Annotated in this window: 15 protein-coding genes; 9 read left to right on the forward strand and 6 right to left on the reverse strand. The window is 51.1% G+C overall.

The features are described from left to right. Positions 1-572: 572 nt before the first annotated feature. Entirely contained in the window at positions 573-3584 is a 3012-nt protein-coding gene (pruA, locus tag Pan241w_RS06825) for an L-glutamate gamma-semialdehyde dehydrogenase (RefSeq protein ID WP_145212846.1), read from the reverse strand. Positions 3585-4082: 498 nt separating this feature from the next. Between pruA and Pan241w_RS06830 the strand changes: the two genes are divergently transcribed. The 5 genes from Pan241w_RS06830 to Pan241w_RS06850 all read left to right on the forward strand — a co-directional run bounded on the left by Pan241w_RS06830 (position 4083) and on the right by Pan241w_RS06850 (position 8883). Continuing rightward, positions 4083-4952, forward strand: coding sequence for an FAD binding domain-containing protein (locus Pan241w_RS06830; protein WP_145212849.1), 870 nt, complete (start codon positions 4083-4085; stop codon positions 4950-4952). 70 nt (positions 4953-5022) lie between these two features. After that, positions 5023-5529 carry a (2Fe-2S)-binding protein gene (locus tag Pan241w_RS06835; protein ID WP_145212852.1) on the forward strand — a complete coding sequence of 169 codons (507 nt, stop codon included), beginning with the start codon at positions 5023-5025 and terminating at the stop codon, positions 5527-5529. After that, positions 5529-7823, forward strand: coding sequence for a xanthine dehydrogenase family protein molybdopterin-binding subunit (locus Pan241w_RS06840; RefSeq protein ID WP_145212856.1), 2295 nt, complete (start codon positions 5529-5531; stop codon positions 7821-7823). The genes Pan241w_RS06835 and Pan241w_RS06840 overlap by 1 nt, the downstream gene beginning before the upstream one ends. 18 nt (positions 7824-7841) lie before the next feature. Beyond that, the gene (locus tag Pan241w_RS06845) at positions 7842-8105 is read left to right on the forward strand and encodes a MoaD/ThiS family protein (RefSeq protein ID WP_145212860.1); all 264 of its coding nucleotides are present in this window, start codon (positions 7842-7844) and stop codon (positions 8103-8105) included. Positions 8106-8370: 265 nt separating this feature from the next. After that, a complete protein-coding gene (locus Pan241w_RS06850) occupies positions 8371-8883 on the forward strand; it encodes an REP-associated tyrosine transposase (protein WP_145212863.1) in 513 nt (170 codons plus the stop codon). A 223-nt stretch (positions 8884-9106) separates the two neighbouring features. Here the strand turns inward: Pan241w_RS06850 and Pan241w_RS06855 are convergent, their stop codons facing one another. Then, entirely contained in the window at positions 9107-9496 is a 390-nt protein-coding gene (locus Pan241w_RS06855; protein ID WP_145212866.1) for a response regulator transcription factor, read from the reverse strand. A 240-nt stretch (positions 9497-9736) separates the two neighbouring features. Between Pan241w_RS06855 and Pan241w_RS06860 the strand changes: the two genes are divergently transcribed. Beyond that, positions 9737-11023 (forward strand): adenylosuccinate synthase, encoded by a 1287-nt coding sequence (locus Pan241w_RS06860; RefSeq protein ID WP_145212869.1) that lies wholly within the window; start codon positions 9737-9739, stop codon positions 11021-11023. 207 nt (positions 11024-11230) lie between these two features. On the opposite strand, the gene Pan241w_RS06865 is transcribed toward Pan241w_RS06860, so the two are convergent. After that, a complete protein-coding gene (locus Pan241w_RS06865) occupies positions 11231-11662 on the reverse strand; it encodes an RbsD/FucU family protein (RefSeq protein WP_145212872.1) in 432 nt (143 codons plus the stop codon). A 262-nt stretch (positions 11663-11924) separates the two neighbouring features. On the opposite strand from Pan241w_RS06865, the gene sucC reads away from it, so the two are divergent. Together sucC and sucD are read left to right on the forward strand one after the other, a co-directional pair. Beyond that, positions 11925-13112: an ADP-forming succinate--CoA ligase subunit beta gene (gene sucC / locus Pan241w_RS06870; protein ID WP_145212875.1), complete on the forward strand. Its 1188-nt coding sequence runs from the start codon at positions 11925-11927 to the stop codon at positions 13110-13112. A gap of 110 nt (positions 13113-13222) precedes the next feature. Next, positions 13223-14101 carry a succinate--CoA ligase subunit alpha gene (gene sucD / locus Pan241w_RS06875; protein ID WP_145212878.1) on the forward strand — a complete coding sequence of 293 codons (879 nt, stop codon included), beginning with the start codon at positions 13223-13225 and terminating at the stop codon, positions 14099-14101. 93 nt (positions 14102-14194) lie between these two features. Here the strand turns inward: sucD and ndk are convergent, their stop codons facing one another. From ndk to Pan241w_RS06890, 3 genes are all read right to left on the reverse strand, one after another. Next, a complete protein-coding gene (gene ndk, locus Pan241w_RS06880) occupies positions 14195-14662 on the reverse strand; it encodes a nucleoside-diphosphate kinase (protein WP_145212881.1) in 468 nt (155 codons plus the stop codon). Positions 14663-14861: 199 nt separating this feature from the next. Next, positions 14862-16040 (reverse strand): glutamine-hydrolyzing carbamoyl-phosphate synthase small subunit, encoded by a 1179-nt coding sequence (carA, locus tag Pan241w_RS06885; RefSeq protein ID WP_145212884.1) that lies wholly within the window; start codon positions 16038-16040, stop codon positions 14862-14864. 142 nt (positions 16041-16182) lie between these two features. Further along, positions 16183-16578 (reverse strand): ArsR/SmtB family transcription factor, encoded by a 396-nt coding sequence (locus Pan241w_RS06890; protein ID WP_145212887.1) that lies wholly within the window; start codon positions 16576-16578, stop codon positions 16183-16185. A 481-nt stretch (positions 16579-17059) separates the two neighbouring features. On the opposite strand from Pan241w_RS06890, the gene Pan241w_RS06895 reads away from it, so the two are divergent. Continuing rightward, positions 17060-17797 (forward strand): SDR family NAD(P)-dependent oxidoreductase, encoded by a 738-nt coding sequence (locus tag Pan241w_RS06895; protein WP_145223248.1) that lies wholly within the window; start codon positions 17060-17062, stop codon positions 17795-17797. Positions 17798-17801: the final 4 nt, after the last annotated feature.

Consider the following 17801-nt stretch of genomic DNA (forward strand, 5'->3'; position numbering starts at 1 on the left):
GCAGCTCAATGAGTTTTGTAAATGAGACTCCATGAGAACCCGATCCGGGTACTCAATTGTGAAGTGCTCCTCATTGAAAACATTGGCCCCACATCTCAAAAAGTTGAACAAAGTGTTTTTGCTAACCGTTTAAGGTGTACACGTTGTGGTTGCTGTCAGCGCGATGCCTTGGCACTGGAAAATCCGGGTCGAGTTCGTTCCCGGTATTTTCCCAGATGCCATCAAAAACATATGTTGCAATTTGGCAACAACGGTAATTGATCTGACTTTTTAAATGATCTGAGAAATGCTGGATCGGTAGAATCGCAACAATCGAAACTGAGGGGGATCGTGCTGAAGTGATCTCCCTCCTTTTAGCGAATTTCGATATTGCTCAAGAGTACAGAGGCTAATACCAAGGTCGAGGAGTCGACAGGTGGTGTACTCAGTTCAGAGTGTTGTTTTGAGCAAGTGGACCTGGCGCGCATTTTTCAATCGCTTGAATGCCTTGTGGCAGTCTGGTTTCACATGAGATTCAGAGGTGGTATCCAAGCGATGAAAAGTAGTTTGCTTCGCGGATAATGGCGGTAGAACTATTCTTCGGCTTTCTCGCTGGTCGCTGTGGGAGCAAAGCCGCGGCGCATGGTATTTTCGGTGACGTTGACTGGAACGACAAACTGGAGCAGGTAATCCGGGCCTCCCGTTTTGCTGCCGATACCAGACATTTTAAAGCCGCCGAACGGATGACGTTCGACCATCGCTCCGGTGATGCCTCGGTTGAGATAGATGTTACCGGCTACCAGTTCCATCTTCGCTTTCTGCAGATGCGCGGGGCTGCGGCTGAAGATGCCCGCGGTGAGTGCGTAAGGCGTGTCATTGGCGATTGAAATCGCTTCTTCAAAGTCTTCTGCTTTCATCACCGCCAGCACAGGACCGAAAATTTCTTCCTGAGCAATCTGACAACTAGAGTCCACATCAGTGAAAATGTGGGGGCCGACGAAATGGCCTTCCTCGTCGAGTTCTGAAGTATCACAGGCCAAAGCAAGAGTGGCTTCCTCTTTGCCGATTTCAATGTATTCCAGAATTTTCTGTTTGGCGTCTTCATCAATCACGGGACCGACAATTGTGCCGGGATCTTCGGCAGGACCAATTTTCAAACTTTTGGTCGCTTCTACGAGACGATTCACAAATACGTCATGAATGGATTCGAGCACGATGACGCGCGAACAGGCAGAGCATTTCTGGCCGGCATAGTTGAATGCGGAATGAATGACTCCCAGGACGGCTTCATCGAGGTCGGCGTCATCGTCGACGATGATTGCATTTTTACCCCCCATTTCGGCGATGACCCGTTTGACCATCTTCTGGCGAATGTCGGTTTCCGAAGCCGTTTCATTGATCGACAGACCAACATTCCGCGAGCCGGTGAAGGTGATCATTTCCACGTCAGGACTGCCAACTAATTCGGGGCCGACTTCTTCACCGATCCCGGGCAGGAAGTTCACAACGCCATCGGGAATACCGGATTCGTGTATCAGGTCCATCAGTTTGGCGGCGACGATGGAAGACTGCTCAGCCGGTTTCATCACGACCGTATTTCCGGTGACTAACGCGGCGGCTGTCATACCGGTCAAAATCGCCAGCGGGAAGTTCCAGGGCGCGATCACCGCGACCGTTCCACGGGGACGATAGAAGTAAACGTTTTCTTCGCCAGGAACGTCGCAGTTCAGGGGCTCTGCCATTTTGCGCATCTGGTCGGCGTAATACATGCAGAAGTCAATGGCTTCCGCGACATCGCCGTCCGCTTCTTCCCAGGGCTTCCCACACTCATAAACCATCCAGGCGGCCAGTTCAAATCGCTTGCGACGCATGTTGGCGGCGATCAATTCCAGGTATTCGGATCGGTACTGCGGTTCGGTTTTCGACCAAGCAGGAAATGCCCGGCGAGCAGCATCAATGGCGTCGATCGCATCGTCGGCAGAGGCGGATGAAACGACTCCCAGCGATTCGGAAAAGTGTGATGGATTGCGCGAGGTGATGGTGGCTTTGGTATCGATGGCACGTCCGTTGATTAAGAGCGGGTATTCTTTACCAAACTGATCAGAGACCGATTCCAGAGCTTCCTGCATCCGGGTGCGGGATTCTTCCAGGCTGAAGTCAATCAACGGTTCATTCTGGAAGCCACTTGGTTCTTCAGAATCTTTCTTCACGGTTGATTTCTTGGCGTGGTCGGACGGGTTCATCATCAAAGTCTCCAGGTTGACGTGCTCGGTAAAGCTTTGTCGAAGGAAAGAGTCGTTAGAAGTGTTTTCCAGCAATCGTCTGACCAGATAGGCCATGCCGGGAATGAGTTCGCCGAACGGCGTGTAAATGCGGACGCGGTGTCCCATTTCTACAAAGACCTGTGCCTGTTCTTTCCCCATGCCATACAGCATCTGGATTTCATAAGCAGAAGGGGGAATATCCAGTTCATGTGCGACGGCGATGGCATGTGCCAGGCTGCGCATGTTATGGCTGCCGAAGGCGGGCCGCAGCCATTGGTGATTTTGCAAAAGCGTTTGTGTCAGTTTTTCAAAGTTGGCATCCGATTCCCATTTTTCCTGAAACACGGGGATCGGCCAGTGATGATACTGAGATGTGATCGTTTCATAATCCCAGTAAGCGCCTTTGACGAGTCTGACCCAGACGGGCGTTTTTCGTTTCTTGGCCCATTTTAAGAGGTCCGTCAGGTCTTGTTCAGCTGCCGGCTGATAGGCCTGGATGACAATACCAACGTTATCAAAGTCGCAGAATTCCTTTTCCATCAAAGTCTGTTTGAAGATTTCCAGCGTCAATGGTTTATAAGAGTTCTGCTCCATATCAACGTGCAGGTAGGCATCGTACTTCATGGCACTTCGCAGCAGTGTTCTCAAACGCGGCTGGACCGCAGCCATTGTGCCGACCGGATCTGTAGGCTTGAACTGGCTGCAGAGCGCCGACAGTTTGATGGAAACGTTGGTTCTGGGAAGATGTCCCTGATTATCCCAGTCGAGTTGTACGTTTTCTGACCATTTTTTGACGCGGGGTGCCAGGCCTTTGATCAGATCCAGATAGGATTGCAGATACGCCTCGGCTTCCGCTTCGCTAATGACGGCTTCCCCCAGCAGGTCGAGCGTGTAGGCAAAGTTTTCATTTCTGAGCCGATCGACAGTGCGATGCACTTCTTCCACTGTGGACCCGGCGATAAAACGGCTGGCCATCCGACGTGCATTGGAGCGGGCGTTCAATGCCAGGGCACGCCCCAGCACGGAATTCGGCTGTGATAATTCCAGACCGATCCGGGCCGCCCAGGGAAGATGCTTGCGGACATCTTCGAAGTATTCCTGCAGGTGCCTGACAATGGATTCATGCGAGCGGAGCATCGGCAATACGTCCACAAAACGGAACATTTGCACTTTGACCGATTCGTCAGCCATCGCCCAGGAGAGAATCCGATCATCCCACCAGCGTTTTTCGAACATGGTGGGCTCGCGACGTTCCAGCAGACCCCAAATCTGCTGGCCGAGCTCCTGTGTTCGCTGTTCAAATTTTTGATTCAGGCTTGAAGACGCTTTTTTTCGTGCCACTTATGTAACCTGCCTCTGAGTGCAGTCTGCACTTTCTGTATTCCAATTAGGTTTTGTCTGAGTCCACAGGCCAAGGGAGTTTAATGGATAAACGGCTTTGATTACTGACATCCTGTCACTCATTGTCTTACGAAAACACTCGATCGAGTGTTGGGTTAGCCTCTTGATAAATGGGCCGCTGGCAACCCCTTTTTTTTCTGTATGTTGTTGACTGGGAAGCAGATTAACAAATCTGAATAGACGAGGTAAGTGTTGAGGGGAAGTCAATCAGAACTTTTCTGGTCTCACAGGTGAGAATCAGACTTGTCAGCATGGTGTGAAGCTTTATTCTTAAGGAAATTATAAAAATAGGAAATACGGTGTTTCTTCATCTTTGGTTGCATTGATGTTACCACACCGGTGATTGATAATAGAGCTTCAGTGAAACTGGATCAATGATCTGAGATTCGCTCGCGAATGGATGATGATCAAGACAATTTGGAGAGGGATGAACCTGCTATGCGAGACTTTGACTATGAAGCCCCCACTTCAGTGGCTGATGCCGTTGGCCTGTTAGCCAAGAGTAATGGAAGTGCCCGCCCGCTGGCGGGGGGAACCGATCTAATCGATCATGTGCGAACAGGCAGGTTGTCTGCGGATCTGATTGTCGATTTGAAGAAAATCCCGGAACTGATGGTGCTGGAACTGAATGACGAAGGTCTCAGGTTGGGTGCCGCTGTCCCCTGTTACCAGATTTACGAACATCCAGGAATTATCGAAAAATATTCAGCGATTGCCGACAGCAGCAATATTATTGGCGGGATGCAGATTCAAAACCGGGCCAGTGTCGGGGGAAACCTGGCGAATGCCGGTGCCGCCGCCGATTCAACGCCGGCTTTAATCGCTTTGGATGCGACCGTGGTGATTTCCGGGCCCTCCGGCACCAAAGAGGTTCCCGTCGATCAATTCTGTACCGGCCCAGGTCAAAACATTCTGGAACCGGGCGAGATTATTGTCGAACTCAAATTTCCTCCGCGTCCGCCACACAGTGGCTCGCATTATCGCCGGTTTATTCCCCGTAACGAGATGGATATTGCCGTGGTCGGCGTGGGTGCATCCGTGATATTGGATGAGAGTGGTGAAAACTTTGTCTCTGCCCGCATCGGTCTGGGGGCGGTTGCCGCCAAGCCATTTTATGCAGAGGAAGCCAGTGCGGCGCTCGCCGGTCAGCCGGTGAATGACGAAACCATTCAGAAGGCGGCTGCCGCTGCGAAAGCCGTTGTGCATCCGATTACCGATATGCGGGGGACCCAGGAGTTTCGAACTCATGTGACCGGCGTCTTAACCGAACGTGTGATTAAAAAAGCGGTCGAACGTGCTCGCGGATGATTCAGCGTTTTATCGGATGAATCTCTCAATAATTGAAACAAAATCAGATTTTTTTAATAAGGACTTTTCAATGGCGAAGAAACGGATCGTAACCGCGACTATCAACGGCCGTGAAGAGGAGTTCCTCTGCCAGCCCCGGCAGACATTACTCGAAATATTACGTAATACCCTGAACCTGACCGGTGCCAAAGAAGGCTGCTCGAACGGAAACTGTGGTGCCTGCTCAGTGGTTGTAGATGGCAAAGCCGTCAATAGCTGTATGGTGCTGGGAGTGGAAATGGAAGGCGCCGACATCGAAACCATCGAAGGTCTGGCACCCGGCGATGGTTTGGATCCCCTGCAGGAAGCCTTTCTGGAAAACGCGGCTTTGCAGTGCGGAATCTGTACTCCAGGTTATATCATGGCAGCCAAAGCGTTTCTGGATGAGAATCCCAACCCGACCGAAGAAGAAATTCGTTTCTCGATGGCGGGCAATCTGTGTCGCTGCACCGGCTATGACAAAATTGTACGTGCGATTCAGCAGGCGGCTGAACAACGGGCAGGACAATCGGCTTCATGTGAAAAGGAGACTGTCTAATGGCGACCATTGATGAAACCAAAGCAGCAGAAGGAAGTGACGAGGCCCCCAAATACAAAGTGATCGGCACCCGTCCCATTCGTCACGACGGTGCTGACAAAGTCACAGGCCGTGCGTTGTATGGTGCGGACATTAAAGTCAAAGGCATGATTTACGGCGCGATTCTACGCAGTCCACATGCGCACGCGAATATCAAGTCGATTGATATCTCGAAGGCGGAAGCATTACCGGGCGTGCGTGCGGTTGCCACCAGTTCGGATCTACCAGAGCCCGGCGACAAAATTGCCGAACTGGGTGAAGGGTCGGTTGTTCTGAACCATCTCAGCAGCAATAACCTGGCACGCACCAAAGTGCTGTATAAAGGGCACGCCGTTGCTGCGGTCGCCGCGGATAATCTGCATATTGCCCAGGAAGCGGCCAGCCTGATCGAAGTTGAATATGAAGTTCTGCCTCCGGTTTTGGATGTGCTGAAAGCAATGGAAGATTCGGCCCCCGTTTTAAATCCGGATGTGCGGACAGAAGAAGCCTCCACCGGTGAGAAGGGCGACAAGCCAAGCAATATCGCCAAGCACATCGTTTTTGAAAAAGGGGATCTCGAAAAGGGATTCGCCGAAGCGGAACATATTGTCGAGCGGGAGTTCCGCACAGCGACCGTGCATCAGGGATATATCGAGCCGCACGTCGCGACCGCACTCTGGAACAACGATGGACAGATTACCGTCTGGACGTCGACCCAGGGAACGTTTTCTGTTCGTCAGCAAGTTGCCGAATTACTGGATGTGCCTCTGGCACGTGTGAAAGTCGTTCCTGCGGAAATTGGGGGCGGGTTTGGAGGCAAGATCTCTGTTTATCTGGCACCCGTGGCTGCGGTGTTGTCGCGTAAATCAGGGGCGCCCGTGCAACTGGTGATGGACCGGGCCGACGTTCTAGAGGCATCAGGCCCCACTCCCGCGTCTGCGATCAAAATCAAAATGGGCGTTGATGCCGATGGGCGTATCACCGCCGCCGATGCCTGGATGGCGTATGAAGCAGGCGGCTATCCCGGTTCACCAATCGGGGCCGGGGCGATGTGCGTTTTTTCCTGCTATGACATTCCCAATGGGCGCGTAGAAGGGTTTGACGTTTGCGTCAATAAGCCGCGAACCAACGCGTATCGCGCACCGGGGGCAACGAATGCTGCCTTCGCAACCGAAACAGTGGTGGACGAGCTTTGTGAAATACTGGGCATGGAACCGGTTGACTTTCGTTTGCTGAATGCCGCGAAAGAAGGAACACGCCGCATTGACGGCGTAACGTATCCCCGCATCGGTCTGGTGGAAACACTGGAAGCCATCAAAAACAGCGAACATTACAAGACGCCGCTGACCGGAAAAAATCAGGGCCGGGGTATTGGCTCCGGTTTCTGGTTCAATGCCGGGCTGAAGTCGGCTGTGACGGCGACAGTCAACTCAGATGGTTCGGTTGGTCTGCTGGAAGGTTCGACTGATATTGGTGGTTCCCGTACCGCGATCGCGATGCAGTTTGCCGAAACACTAGGATTAACGGCCGAAGACATCAAGCCAGCTGTGGTCGATACCGACAGTGTCGGTTACACCGACGTGACCGGCGGCAGCCGCGTGACGTATGCGACAGGTTGGGCCGCTTATGAAGCCGCCAAAGACTTGCAGCGACAGATTGTCGCCCGAGCGGCTGAGCTATGGGAAGTTGATCCGGAGCAAGTCTCCTACGAAGACGGTTCCGTCATCGGGCCGGATAAGTCGATGACTTTTAAAGAAATCGCCATCGAATTATCTCTGACAGGTGAGCCGTTGGTTGGGCGTGGTGTATCCAATCACAACGAACCAGGCGGCGCGTTTGGCACCCATCTGGTCGATGTGGAAGTGGACCCCGATACCGGGAAAGTGGATATTTTGCGTTACACGGCCGCCCAGGATTGTGGAACGGCGATTCACCCGTCCTATGTTGAAGGACAGATTCAGGGGGGCGCCGTACAGGGAATTGGCTGGGGCTTGAACGAAGAATACTGGTATGACGAAGAAGGTAGTATGCGGAATGCGAACTTCCTCGATTACCGGATTCCCACCTGCTATGACCTGCCGATGATTGATGCGATTATCGTGGAAGTGCCTAACCCAGGTCATCCCTATGGCGTGCGTGGCGTGGGAGAAGTTCCCATCGTACCACCGCCGGCTGCTCTGGAAGCAGCAATTCACAATGCCGTTGGCGTGCGGTTGTATGAACTGCCGATGTCGCCACCACGCGTGCTGCACGAGCTGTTGAAAAAAGAGTCTTGATCAGGAGTTGAACCGAGTATGCCTCGTCTGTTTATTCCCCCCTTGCTCAGACCGTTTTGTGAGGGAGAGGAAGAAGTAAATGTGGAAGGGGCCACCGTACTGGAAGCGGTTCAATCTCTGGATCAACAGTTTCCGGGTGTACTAGACCATCTCTGCCCTGAGGGAAAACTCAGGGCAGGGATGGCTGTCACAGTCGATCAAAATGTGACTCCCCGCGGCCTCGCACAAAAAGTCTCCCCCGAAAGTGAAATTCACTTTCTGCCCGCCATTGGCGGTGGATAAGTTTTTAGAGCATCACCGGGTGGCTCCGAATGTAATTCGGAGTTGTCGTGAGACAACAGGATGTGTCAGTGTACCCGATCTTTGGTGAAAGGGCGGGCCTGATTTTCTTTTTTGATTAAGATTTGGTGTGCTTTCTTCTGACTCGTATGATTAAACTGCGACCTCCTGCTCGCTTCGCTCGGACCGAATTACATTCGGTCCCACCCCTTTTGAGTTTCTGAAAAGAAAAACTCGCAGTGAACATTCTGTTTGCTATTATTGAGTGATGAGCAAACGACGCATCTTCGATGATCAGAGATATGTCCATTTTATTACGTTTTCCTGTTTTGGAAATCGCAGGTGTCTGGATCATGACGATGCAAAAAAACGTGTTTTAGGAACACTGAATCATGAGCTGACAAGGCATAATGAAGTCTGTGTTGGTTTCGTGATTATGCCCGATCACGTTCACTGTCTGATCTGGTTTCAAGAACTTGGTAAACTGAGTGTGTTCATGAGAGATTGGAAGCGGAGTTCGAGTCGTTCAATCAAATTGTTCATTCAACATCAAAGCCAGTACGCAGGAACCTTTGCAAAAGAAGACCCCATTTGGCAGAAACGCTATTATTCTTTTGAAATTGAGTCGGAATATAAGATCGAAGAAAAATTAAACTACATGCACATGAACCCCGTCAGAAAAGGATTGGTGAATAGCATCACAGAATGGGCATGGAGCTCGGCGCGTCATTACGAATTAAGTAAATCAGTGGGTGTACCAATCAGCTGGCCAAAGATTTAAAAACGTATCTGGGTGGCTCCGAATGAAATTCGGAGTTGTCGCGAGACAACAGGAGGTCGCAGTGTACCCGATCTATAGTGAAAGGGTGGGCCTGATTTTCTTTGTTGATTGAAATTTAGTGTGTTCTTATCTGATTTGTGCGATTGAGCTGCAACCTCCTGCTCGCTTCGCTCAGACCGAATTGCATTCGGTCCCACCCGGGGATGTTTTTTGCCTGCGAATGTTATTCCGTTGATTCACTTTTCAACAGTTCATTCACCGCTTCCACCAGATCGTCGATTTGATACGGTTTGGGAATGAAGCGGTCGACGCCTCGTTCGAGGGCCAGTTCCCGGTATTTGGCTTCGGTGTTGCCTGTGACCATGATGATGCGGGGAGCCCTGTGTTTTTGGTTGATAATGCTGTCCAAGACGGCAAAGCCGCTACGGCGGGGCATGACCAGATCCAGCAGGACGAGGTCGGGGGCGTCCCGTTCGATTTTCATGACGCCTTCGTTGCCGTCATGAGCCGTTAACACTTGATAACCGGCGGCTTCCAATGCCATTTGCAGGGGCTCAGTCAGCCCTTCGTCATCATCAATGATTAAAACGCGTTTTTGAGGAGATATGTTCATTAGCCTGGCGTATTTTCCTGATCTGGCCCGCACTTAAGAAGCGTGCACAGGCAATTATATCACCTGATGTACCGAAAATCCAATTATTAAGATCATCGTGAGGCGTGGCGCTCCCCAAATGGGAATCTGTTCGATAAAATGGGCCGGTGCGCGCGTTGTATGCGCCCTGTTTGATTCGATCCTGAATCAATATTGCCAGTCATTTTTCAATATTTTTAACTCAACCAGCGGGATAGTGTAGTGTCAGCGACGTCGGTAATTGGATTACAGTGGGGCGATGAAGCCAAGGGCAAAATTGTAGACTTACTTTCAGAGCAGCACGAAATCGTGGTTCGCTATCTGGGAGGCAATAATGCAGGCCACACTGTCAAATTTGACGGAAAAACCTATAAACTCTCGTTGCTGCCGGCTGGTGTGCTGAATCCCAATGTGACGTCCGTGATTACCGGCGGAGTGGTGATCAACCCCAAGGCCTTCCTGAAAGAGATGGCGTCGATCGCAGAGCAGAATGGCCCGATTGAAGCGAGTCGGCTCTTGATTAGTGACCGCGCGCATGTGATTTTTCCTTATCACATGCAGGAAGAAGTCATTTTCGAAGAAAGTCGCAAAGAGAAAGCCATCGGGACCACCATGCGGGGCATTGGTACCTGCTATCGTGATAAAGCAGGCCGTACCCATGCAATTCGTATGGGAGATTTGATCCGCCCGGACTATTTCCGCAGCCGCCTGGAAGAGATCGTTCCTTACAAAAACAAGATGTTCCAATCATTGGATCCTGATTCAGAACCATTGTCTGTTGATGCGATCTACGAAGAATATTCTGTTTATGCCGAAAAACTGAAGGCACATGTTGTTGATACGAGTGCTTATCTGCTGAAGGCCGTCGACGAGAAACGCAAGATTCTGTTCGAAGGGGCACAGGGGAGCCTGCTTGATATCGACCATGGTACATTCCCTTACGTAACTTCCTCCAACAGTTCCGGGTGTGGCATTCATAATGGAAGTGGTGTCTCGGAACGTTATATCGACAAGATGATCGGTGTCGTCAAAGCGTATACCACGCGTGTCGGAGGTGGGCCGTTTGTAACCGAACTGCACGATGAAATCGGACAGCGGATTCGCGATGTGGGGAATGAATACGGAACTGTGACCGGCCGTCCCAGGCGGTGTGGCTGGTTCGATGCCGTTGCCACCCGCTACGGAGCCAACATCAGCGGCGTCGACTGTATTGCCGTGATGCTGCTGGATGTCTTAAGCGGGCTGGACGAGTTGAAAGTCTGTGAAGCTTACGATGTGAATGGCACGCAGGTGACTGACTTCCCCAGCCATATTCTCGATCTGGAACAGGCCAAGCCAGTTTATCGAACGATTCCCGGCTGGAAAGAGGATATTACCGGCATCCGTCGCATGGAAGACCTGCCGGAAAATGCCGTCGCCTATATCAAGGCAATCGAAGAGATCATCGGCAAACCGGTCGAGATCGTTTCCGTCGGACCCGACCGTGAGCAGACGATTTTGTTGAAGTAGGCTTTGACTTGCAACAATATCTGCAATTGTAGGGGCAACCCTGTGTGGTTGCCCGCAGAATCAGGGGCGTATGAATGCTTCAGATACTTCCATCGGAGAGTGATACAAAATTGAGTCCGGCAAGGCGGGCGGGCACATAGGCACCGCCCCTACGCCGCGATGCAATTTTCTTCTGTGAAAGAATTCGTTTGTTCTCACTGAGAACAGCTATTCCACCACGACCCCTTTCTTGAGAATCAGGTTGGCATACAGGGCTGTTTCGCTGGTGGCGACGATGGCGTAGGCCTGTTTGGCGCGTTCGTAAAATTCGAAGCGTTCGATTTTTTCCAGCTCGAAGTTCCGGCTGTCGTGCTTTTGAATGAGTTGCTGGTAGGTGCTCCAGATGGGAGGCTCCGTCGTCTTTTCGTCGACGGGGTTCATTAAGCCGGCTGGCTGATCCACGAAGGTATCGAGCGGGAAGAACTGCAGCATCGCATCTAAGATTTCAGGGACCCCATGGCCATCAAGGCGGATGATCCGCTGGGCGTGTGAGTCGGCGGGGAAGTTTCCGTCTGCGAGTACAATATCATCGCCGTGCCCCATATTCATGATTGTGTGCATCAGATCGGGGGAGAGTATCGGAGGAATTCCTTTGAGCATCGCGTTTCCCTTTTTTTTGTGAATGTTTGTAGATCGCTGCCGGTGGTTGCCTCGATTTTGAAGGCTCAAAAGTCAAATGAATCTGACAAGCCGATTGGATTTCCATTATGCAGAAATTTTACGGCGAAGGCGAGGATGGCTTGCTGGATATGCCGTCGTGAACCCGTTATGATGGCCTGAGTTCAAGATGGTGGCTCGCCATTTTTTGAATCGCCGTTAATCTAGTCGGTAGCAAATTTTCAGGAGAAAGTCTGAAAAATCAATGAAAATTCACGAATATCAGGCCAAACAGTTGTTTCGCGAAGCCGGGATTCCCGTACCTGAGGGAATCATAGCGAAAACCGCCGATGAAGCGGTGGCCGCATTTGAGAAACTGGACCGTCCGTTGGTGGTTGTGAAATCACAAATTCACGCCGGAGGCCGCGGAAAAGGTCGTTTCAAAGAACACCCCGATCAAGCGGGTGTTGTTCTGGCACGGTCCGCAGAGGAAGTTCGCGAGAACGCCGAACGGATGCTGGGATCAACTCTGGTCACCATCCAGACAGGCGAGGAGGGGAAGCAGGTTAATACACTGTTCATCGAACAGGGACTGGATATTGCCAAAGAGCTGTATCTGGGGTGTGTGATTGACCGTGAAGCAGGCGGCCCGGTGATGATTCTCTCTACCGAAGGGGGAATGGAAATCGAAGTCGTTGCCGAAAAATCTCCTGAAAAAATTCTGAGCGAGCCCTTTTCCATTCACACCGGTTTGCTCGGATTTCAAGCCCGCAAGCTGGCGTTCAAATTGGGTATGGAAGGGAAAACCGTTCGCAGTGCCGAGAAGTTTTTCTGCCAGCTCAGCCGATTCTTTGTTGATAACGACTGCAGCATGACCGAGATCAATCCGCTGGTGATCACCGGCGAAGGGGATCTGGTGGCCTTGGATGCGAAAGTGACCTTTGATGACAATGCACTGTTCCGTCATAAGCCGTTTGACGAACTGCGGGACCTGACCGAAGAAGACCCGGCCGAAGTTGCTGCAGGCAATGCCGGTTTGAGCTACGTCAAACTGGATGGAAACATTGGCTGTCTGGTTAACGGGGCTGGCCTGGCGATGAGTACGATGGATCTGATCAAGCATCATGGTGGCGAGCCTGCTAACTTCCTGGACGTCGGTGGCGGAGCGAATGTCGATCAGGTAACCGAAGCATTTCGGATTATCCTGGCGGACGAAAACGTCAAAGCGGTCCTGGTGAATATCTTTGGCGGGATCATGAAGTGCGACACGATTGTGACTGCATTACTGGAAGCCTACGAGAAGGTTGGTTTCACGGTGCCTCTAGTGGTTCGTCTGGAAGGGACCAATGTGGAAGTGGCCCGTAAAATGCTTTCTGAAAGTGGTCGGGATATTATTTCCGCGACCGATTTAACAGATGCTGCTCAGAAAGTCGTTGCCACTTTAAGTTCCTAGGACCAGACGGCCTGTGAATTCAGCGGGCCGAGATGATTTGACGTGGTTGTTTTGTAAAAAGCGATCTTAGCCATCTTTAAAAAACACATTTCCCGCAAGGGTGACAGATTATGAGTATTTTAGTTACTGAAAAGACACGCGTCATTTGCCAGGGGATCACCGGTAAGTCCGGTCTGTTTCACAGCCAGCAGTGCCGCGAATATGGGACGCCATTGTTAGGCGGCGTGACTCCCGGTAAAGGGGGCACAGAAGTCGACGGGTTTCCGGTGTATAACACGGTTGAAGAAGCGGTCGAAAAAACCGGCGCGAACACAAGTTTGATTTTCGTTCCGCCGCCATTTTGTGGCGAAGCAATCATGGAAGCCGCGGATGCCGGCATGGAATTGATCATTGCCATCACCGAAGGCGTACCTGTTACCGATATGGTGCGGGTGATGGACTATCTCAAGGATAAAAAGAGCCGCCTGATTGGCCCGAACTGTCCTGGAGTGATTACTCCCGGCATTGCGAAAATCGGCATTATGCCCGGCTATATTCATACGCCTGGTTCCGTAGGGCTGATCAGCAAGAGTGGAACGCTGACCTACGAAGCCGCTTGGCAGCTGGGTAATGTCGGTTTAGGCCAGACAACTGCTGTGGGCATTGGTGGTGACCCGATCATCGGCACCACATTTATCGATCTGCTGGAACTGTTCGAGAACGATCCTGCGACGGAGTCGATCATGCTGATTGGTGAAATCGGTGGAACGGCCGAAATCGAAGCGGCCGAATACATCAAGGAACATGTCACCAAACCGGTGGCCGGGTTCATTGCCGGTAAGACGGCACCTCCCGGAAAACGGATGGGACACGCGGGGGCGATCATCAGCGGGGGAAGTGGAACCGCTGATGAAAAAATTGCCGCTCTGGAAGCAGCCGGTGTTGTCGTGGCAGAAAGCCCCGCCGACATGGGGGCTGCAGTCAAGCGGGCGATAGAAGCTGCCGCTTAAATCTGGTGGACTGAATGAGTCTCAAAGAGAAAAGGGCAACCGGTGAATCTGGTTGCCCTTTTTTTATATATTGAGAATACCGTCTGCGAACGTTTACTTTTCGTCGTCTGCACAAACCCAGCCGCCGAGAGAGGTATCGTAGTCGATTAGCTCTTCGGGTTTGAAGTAGATTTTGATTTCGCGGGCAGCGGCTTCCGGTCCGTCACTGCCGTGAACCAGATTCATCTGGCGGCTGACGCCGTAATCGCCACGAATGGTTCCCGGTGCGGATTCGCGACCATTGGTGGAACCCATCATGGATCGCACGACAGAGATGGCTTCCGGGCCTTCGGCAACAAGCGCGACGACGGGACCGGCGGTAATGAATTCTTCGAGCAGCGGGTAGAATGGTTTTTCCACATGTTCTGCATAGTGTTCGGCTGATAATTCTTTGGTGACCTGCAGCATTTTGAGCCCGACGATTTTCAACCCTTTGTTTTCAAAGCGGGATAAAAGGGTGCCCGCCAGACGTCGCTGCACCGCATCGGGTTTAATCAGGATCAATGTTTGTTCGAGTGCCATGTGGAGTTCTTTCTATCGTATCGATTGTCTGTAAGGATTTGAGGGAATTGGTTCTGTCCCTGCTCAGTCTAAATGCGTTTGTTCGGATGTCTGTTTTAACCCGCAGGCAGATTTCTTCTACGGAAAATTCACGTCAGAGTGAATTGGAATGGAAATCGTCGCTTATTTCAAGCCTGAATTGCTTGCCAGGGTAAGGCGTTCAGGATGAAACTTGTGCCTGCTTAATACTGTCAAAGAATTGTTGAAACAGGTAGTGGCTGTCGTGCGGGCCCGCTGATGCTTCAGGGTGATATTGTACGCTGAACGCGGGGTATGTTTTGTGCCTTAAGCCTGCGACCGTGTTATCGTTCATATTAATGTGTGTGATTTCGACATCGTCGGGCATGGATTCAGGATCAATGGCAAATCCATGATTTTGTGAGGTGATTTCCACCTGCCCGGTATCCTGGTTGACGACAGGTTGATTGGCACCGCGATGTCCGAATTTGAGTTTGAATGTTTTGCAGCCACAGGCCAGGCCGAGCAATTGATGGCCCAGGCAGATTCCGAAAATAGGAACTTTTCCCAAAAGACCACGAATGGTTTCGATGGCGTAGGTCAATGGTTCTGGATCGCCGGGGCCGTTTGACAGGAAGACGCCATCCGGATTCAGGTCCAAGACATCCTGTGCGGTACAATTGCCGGGAAGGATCGTGACTTTGCATCCAAGTTGTTTCAGGTGCCGGGCAATATTCCATTTCATGCCGTAATCGATGGCCACAATGTGAAAGTCACAGTCGGTGTTGTCTTCATTTTCCGCCAGGGTGTCGATCATGTTTCCTGCGAAGGAGTGGGTAGAACTGCTTTGGGCCAGTTCGGACAGGCCTTCTTCCCATTCGCATGCTGATTGGGGAATCACCTGACTGACTAAATCCTGACCGGCCAGTTGGGGGCTATTTTGTGCTTTTTTCACCAGCGATTCATCGTCGAGATCTTCGGTCGAAAGGACTCCTGTCATGGCGCCCACAGTACGGATTTTTCGGACCAGTGCGCGGGTATCGATGCCTTGCAGACCGATGACACCGGCTGCCTTGAGGTATTCATCCAGCGTCTGTGTTGCGCGATAATTGCTGGGGATTTCACAAAGCTCACGGATGATGAAACCTTGTAAGGCGATTCCCGATGATTCCACATCTTCGGGTACGATTCCGTAGTTGCCGATTTGTGGATAGGTCATGGTGACGATTTGACCGCAGTAGGAGGGGTCCGTCAGGATTTCCTGGTATCCGGTCATGCTCGTGTTGAACACAACTTCACCGTGGACTTCCCCATCCGCACCAAAAGCCGTCCCTGTGAACACACTACCATCGGCAAGGGCTAACTTCGCTGTTTTCTGCATTATCTACACTGATCTCAGGACATGGGAATAAATTTGATTAAATCTGATATGTTCTATCAAAGATCAGCGCAAATAAAAAGAGACCGGCAGTAATCCGCCGGCCTCTTCGATAGGATTTTTCTGATTTGATCCCCAAGGGAGATTAGCTCAGATTTTGTGTCAGCACAAAATTGTCAATCCGGATGATATTTTCATCGGGATCGTTAAAACTATTGAACAATTCTCCCATAATCGAATGGAAGTGTTCGCGGCAAATCGAGTAGAAATTGTGTTTTCCGTCGCGACGTGCTTCAATCAGGCCAGCATCCCGCAGTAATGCCAGATGGTGGCTGACTGCTGGTTGACTCTGGTTCAGCCGTTCGCATAAAGCAGTTACGAATAATTCTTCTTCCTGGGCCAGGTAGAGCATGATTCGAAGTCGTGTCTCGTCAGACAGCAACTTAAATACTTTAACTAAGTTCTTTTCAAGATGATCTGGCAGCGTTGGGAATCGCTGTGTCGACTGTTCTTGGGGCGGATCCACAAGATTTGTGGCCATATTACTAGTTTCCTTTTTTAAATTCATGCAAAAAAGCTCTTTTTAAACCGTCGCATATATTCAGCGACCGGCCTGTGGGGCATAATTAAGTACGTTCCGCACACGATATCCGTGGGGGGAAGGAGTTACAAAAAACAAGCAGCCAACCGCTGGCCATACCAACCTTTTACTACATTGTGGCCCAAAATCGCCTGTAATACGTGGCGCGCAGATCTAAGCTGAAGTACCTACTCAACTACTTGTATTGTTTGCCAGACAGGCGAAAGATGTGATGTTGGGGAGACGCTTCACTTTCTAAAAATAAAACAAAGAACGCTCCCTCAATTCGTTGGCAATTATGGTAGTGCTCTGCCCACTCGTCAACTAGTATTTATCCAGTTTATCTAATTATTCAGAAAATAGCTTGTGGAACGTTTTCTTAAGTCTCTTTTGATATTGGGGTTATGTAGTGTCTGTATCTTCGTTCTGTGATTTGTCGGGCATGACAGCTTTAGTCACTGGTTCTTCTACGGGGATTGGCAAAGCAATTGCGCTAGAGCTGGCCGACGCGGGCGCTGATGTTCTGATTCATTTTCGGAATTCCAAAGACGCAGCGCAGGAAGTGGTGGAACAAATTCAGCAGCGCGGCAGAAAGTCGGCCGCCCTTTCTGCAGATCTGGCGCATCGAGAAAACTATTCTGCCTTCATCGACCAGGCGTTTGGAGAATGGGGGGCATTGGATCTGTGGATTAACAATGCGGGCGTTGATTTATTGACGGGCGCTGAGGCGAAGCTGGATTACGATCATAAGCTGGAAAAACTGTTCGAGGTTGATGTGCGGGGAACGGTGTTATTATCACGCGAAGTCGGTTTACGGATGCAGCAACAAGGGACCGGCTGCATTTTAAATATCGGCTGGGATCAATCGGATCGGGGGATGGAAGGGGACAGCGGCGAATTATTTGCGGCGAGTAAGAATGCGATTATGGGCTTCAGTCGTTCGCTGGCAGTTTCGCTGGCACCAGATGTGCGCGTGAATTGCATTGCCCCCGGTTGGATTCAGACCGCCTGGGGTGAAACGGCAAGCGAGGTCTGGCAGGAACGGGTCAAACAGGAAACCCCCATGAAATGCTGGGGGAAACCGGAAGACATCGCCAAGATGGCGCGTTTTCTTTGCAGCCGAGAAGCTGCTTATATTACCGGGCAGGTGATCAATGTGAATGGCGGCGCTGTTCGGTAATCTA

Origin of the sequence: Gimesia alba (genome assembly GCF_007744675.1) — a bacterium.
Taxonomy (GTDB): Bacteria; Planctomycetota; Planctomycetia; order Planctomycetales; family Planctomycetaceae; genus Gimesia; species Gimesia alba.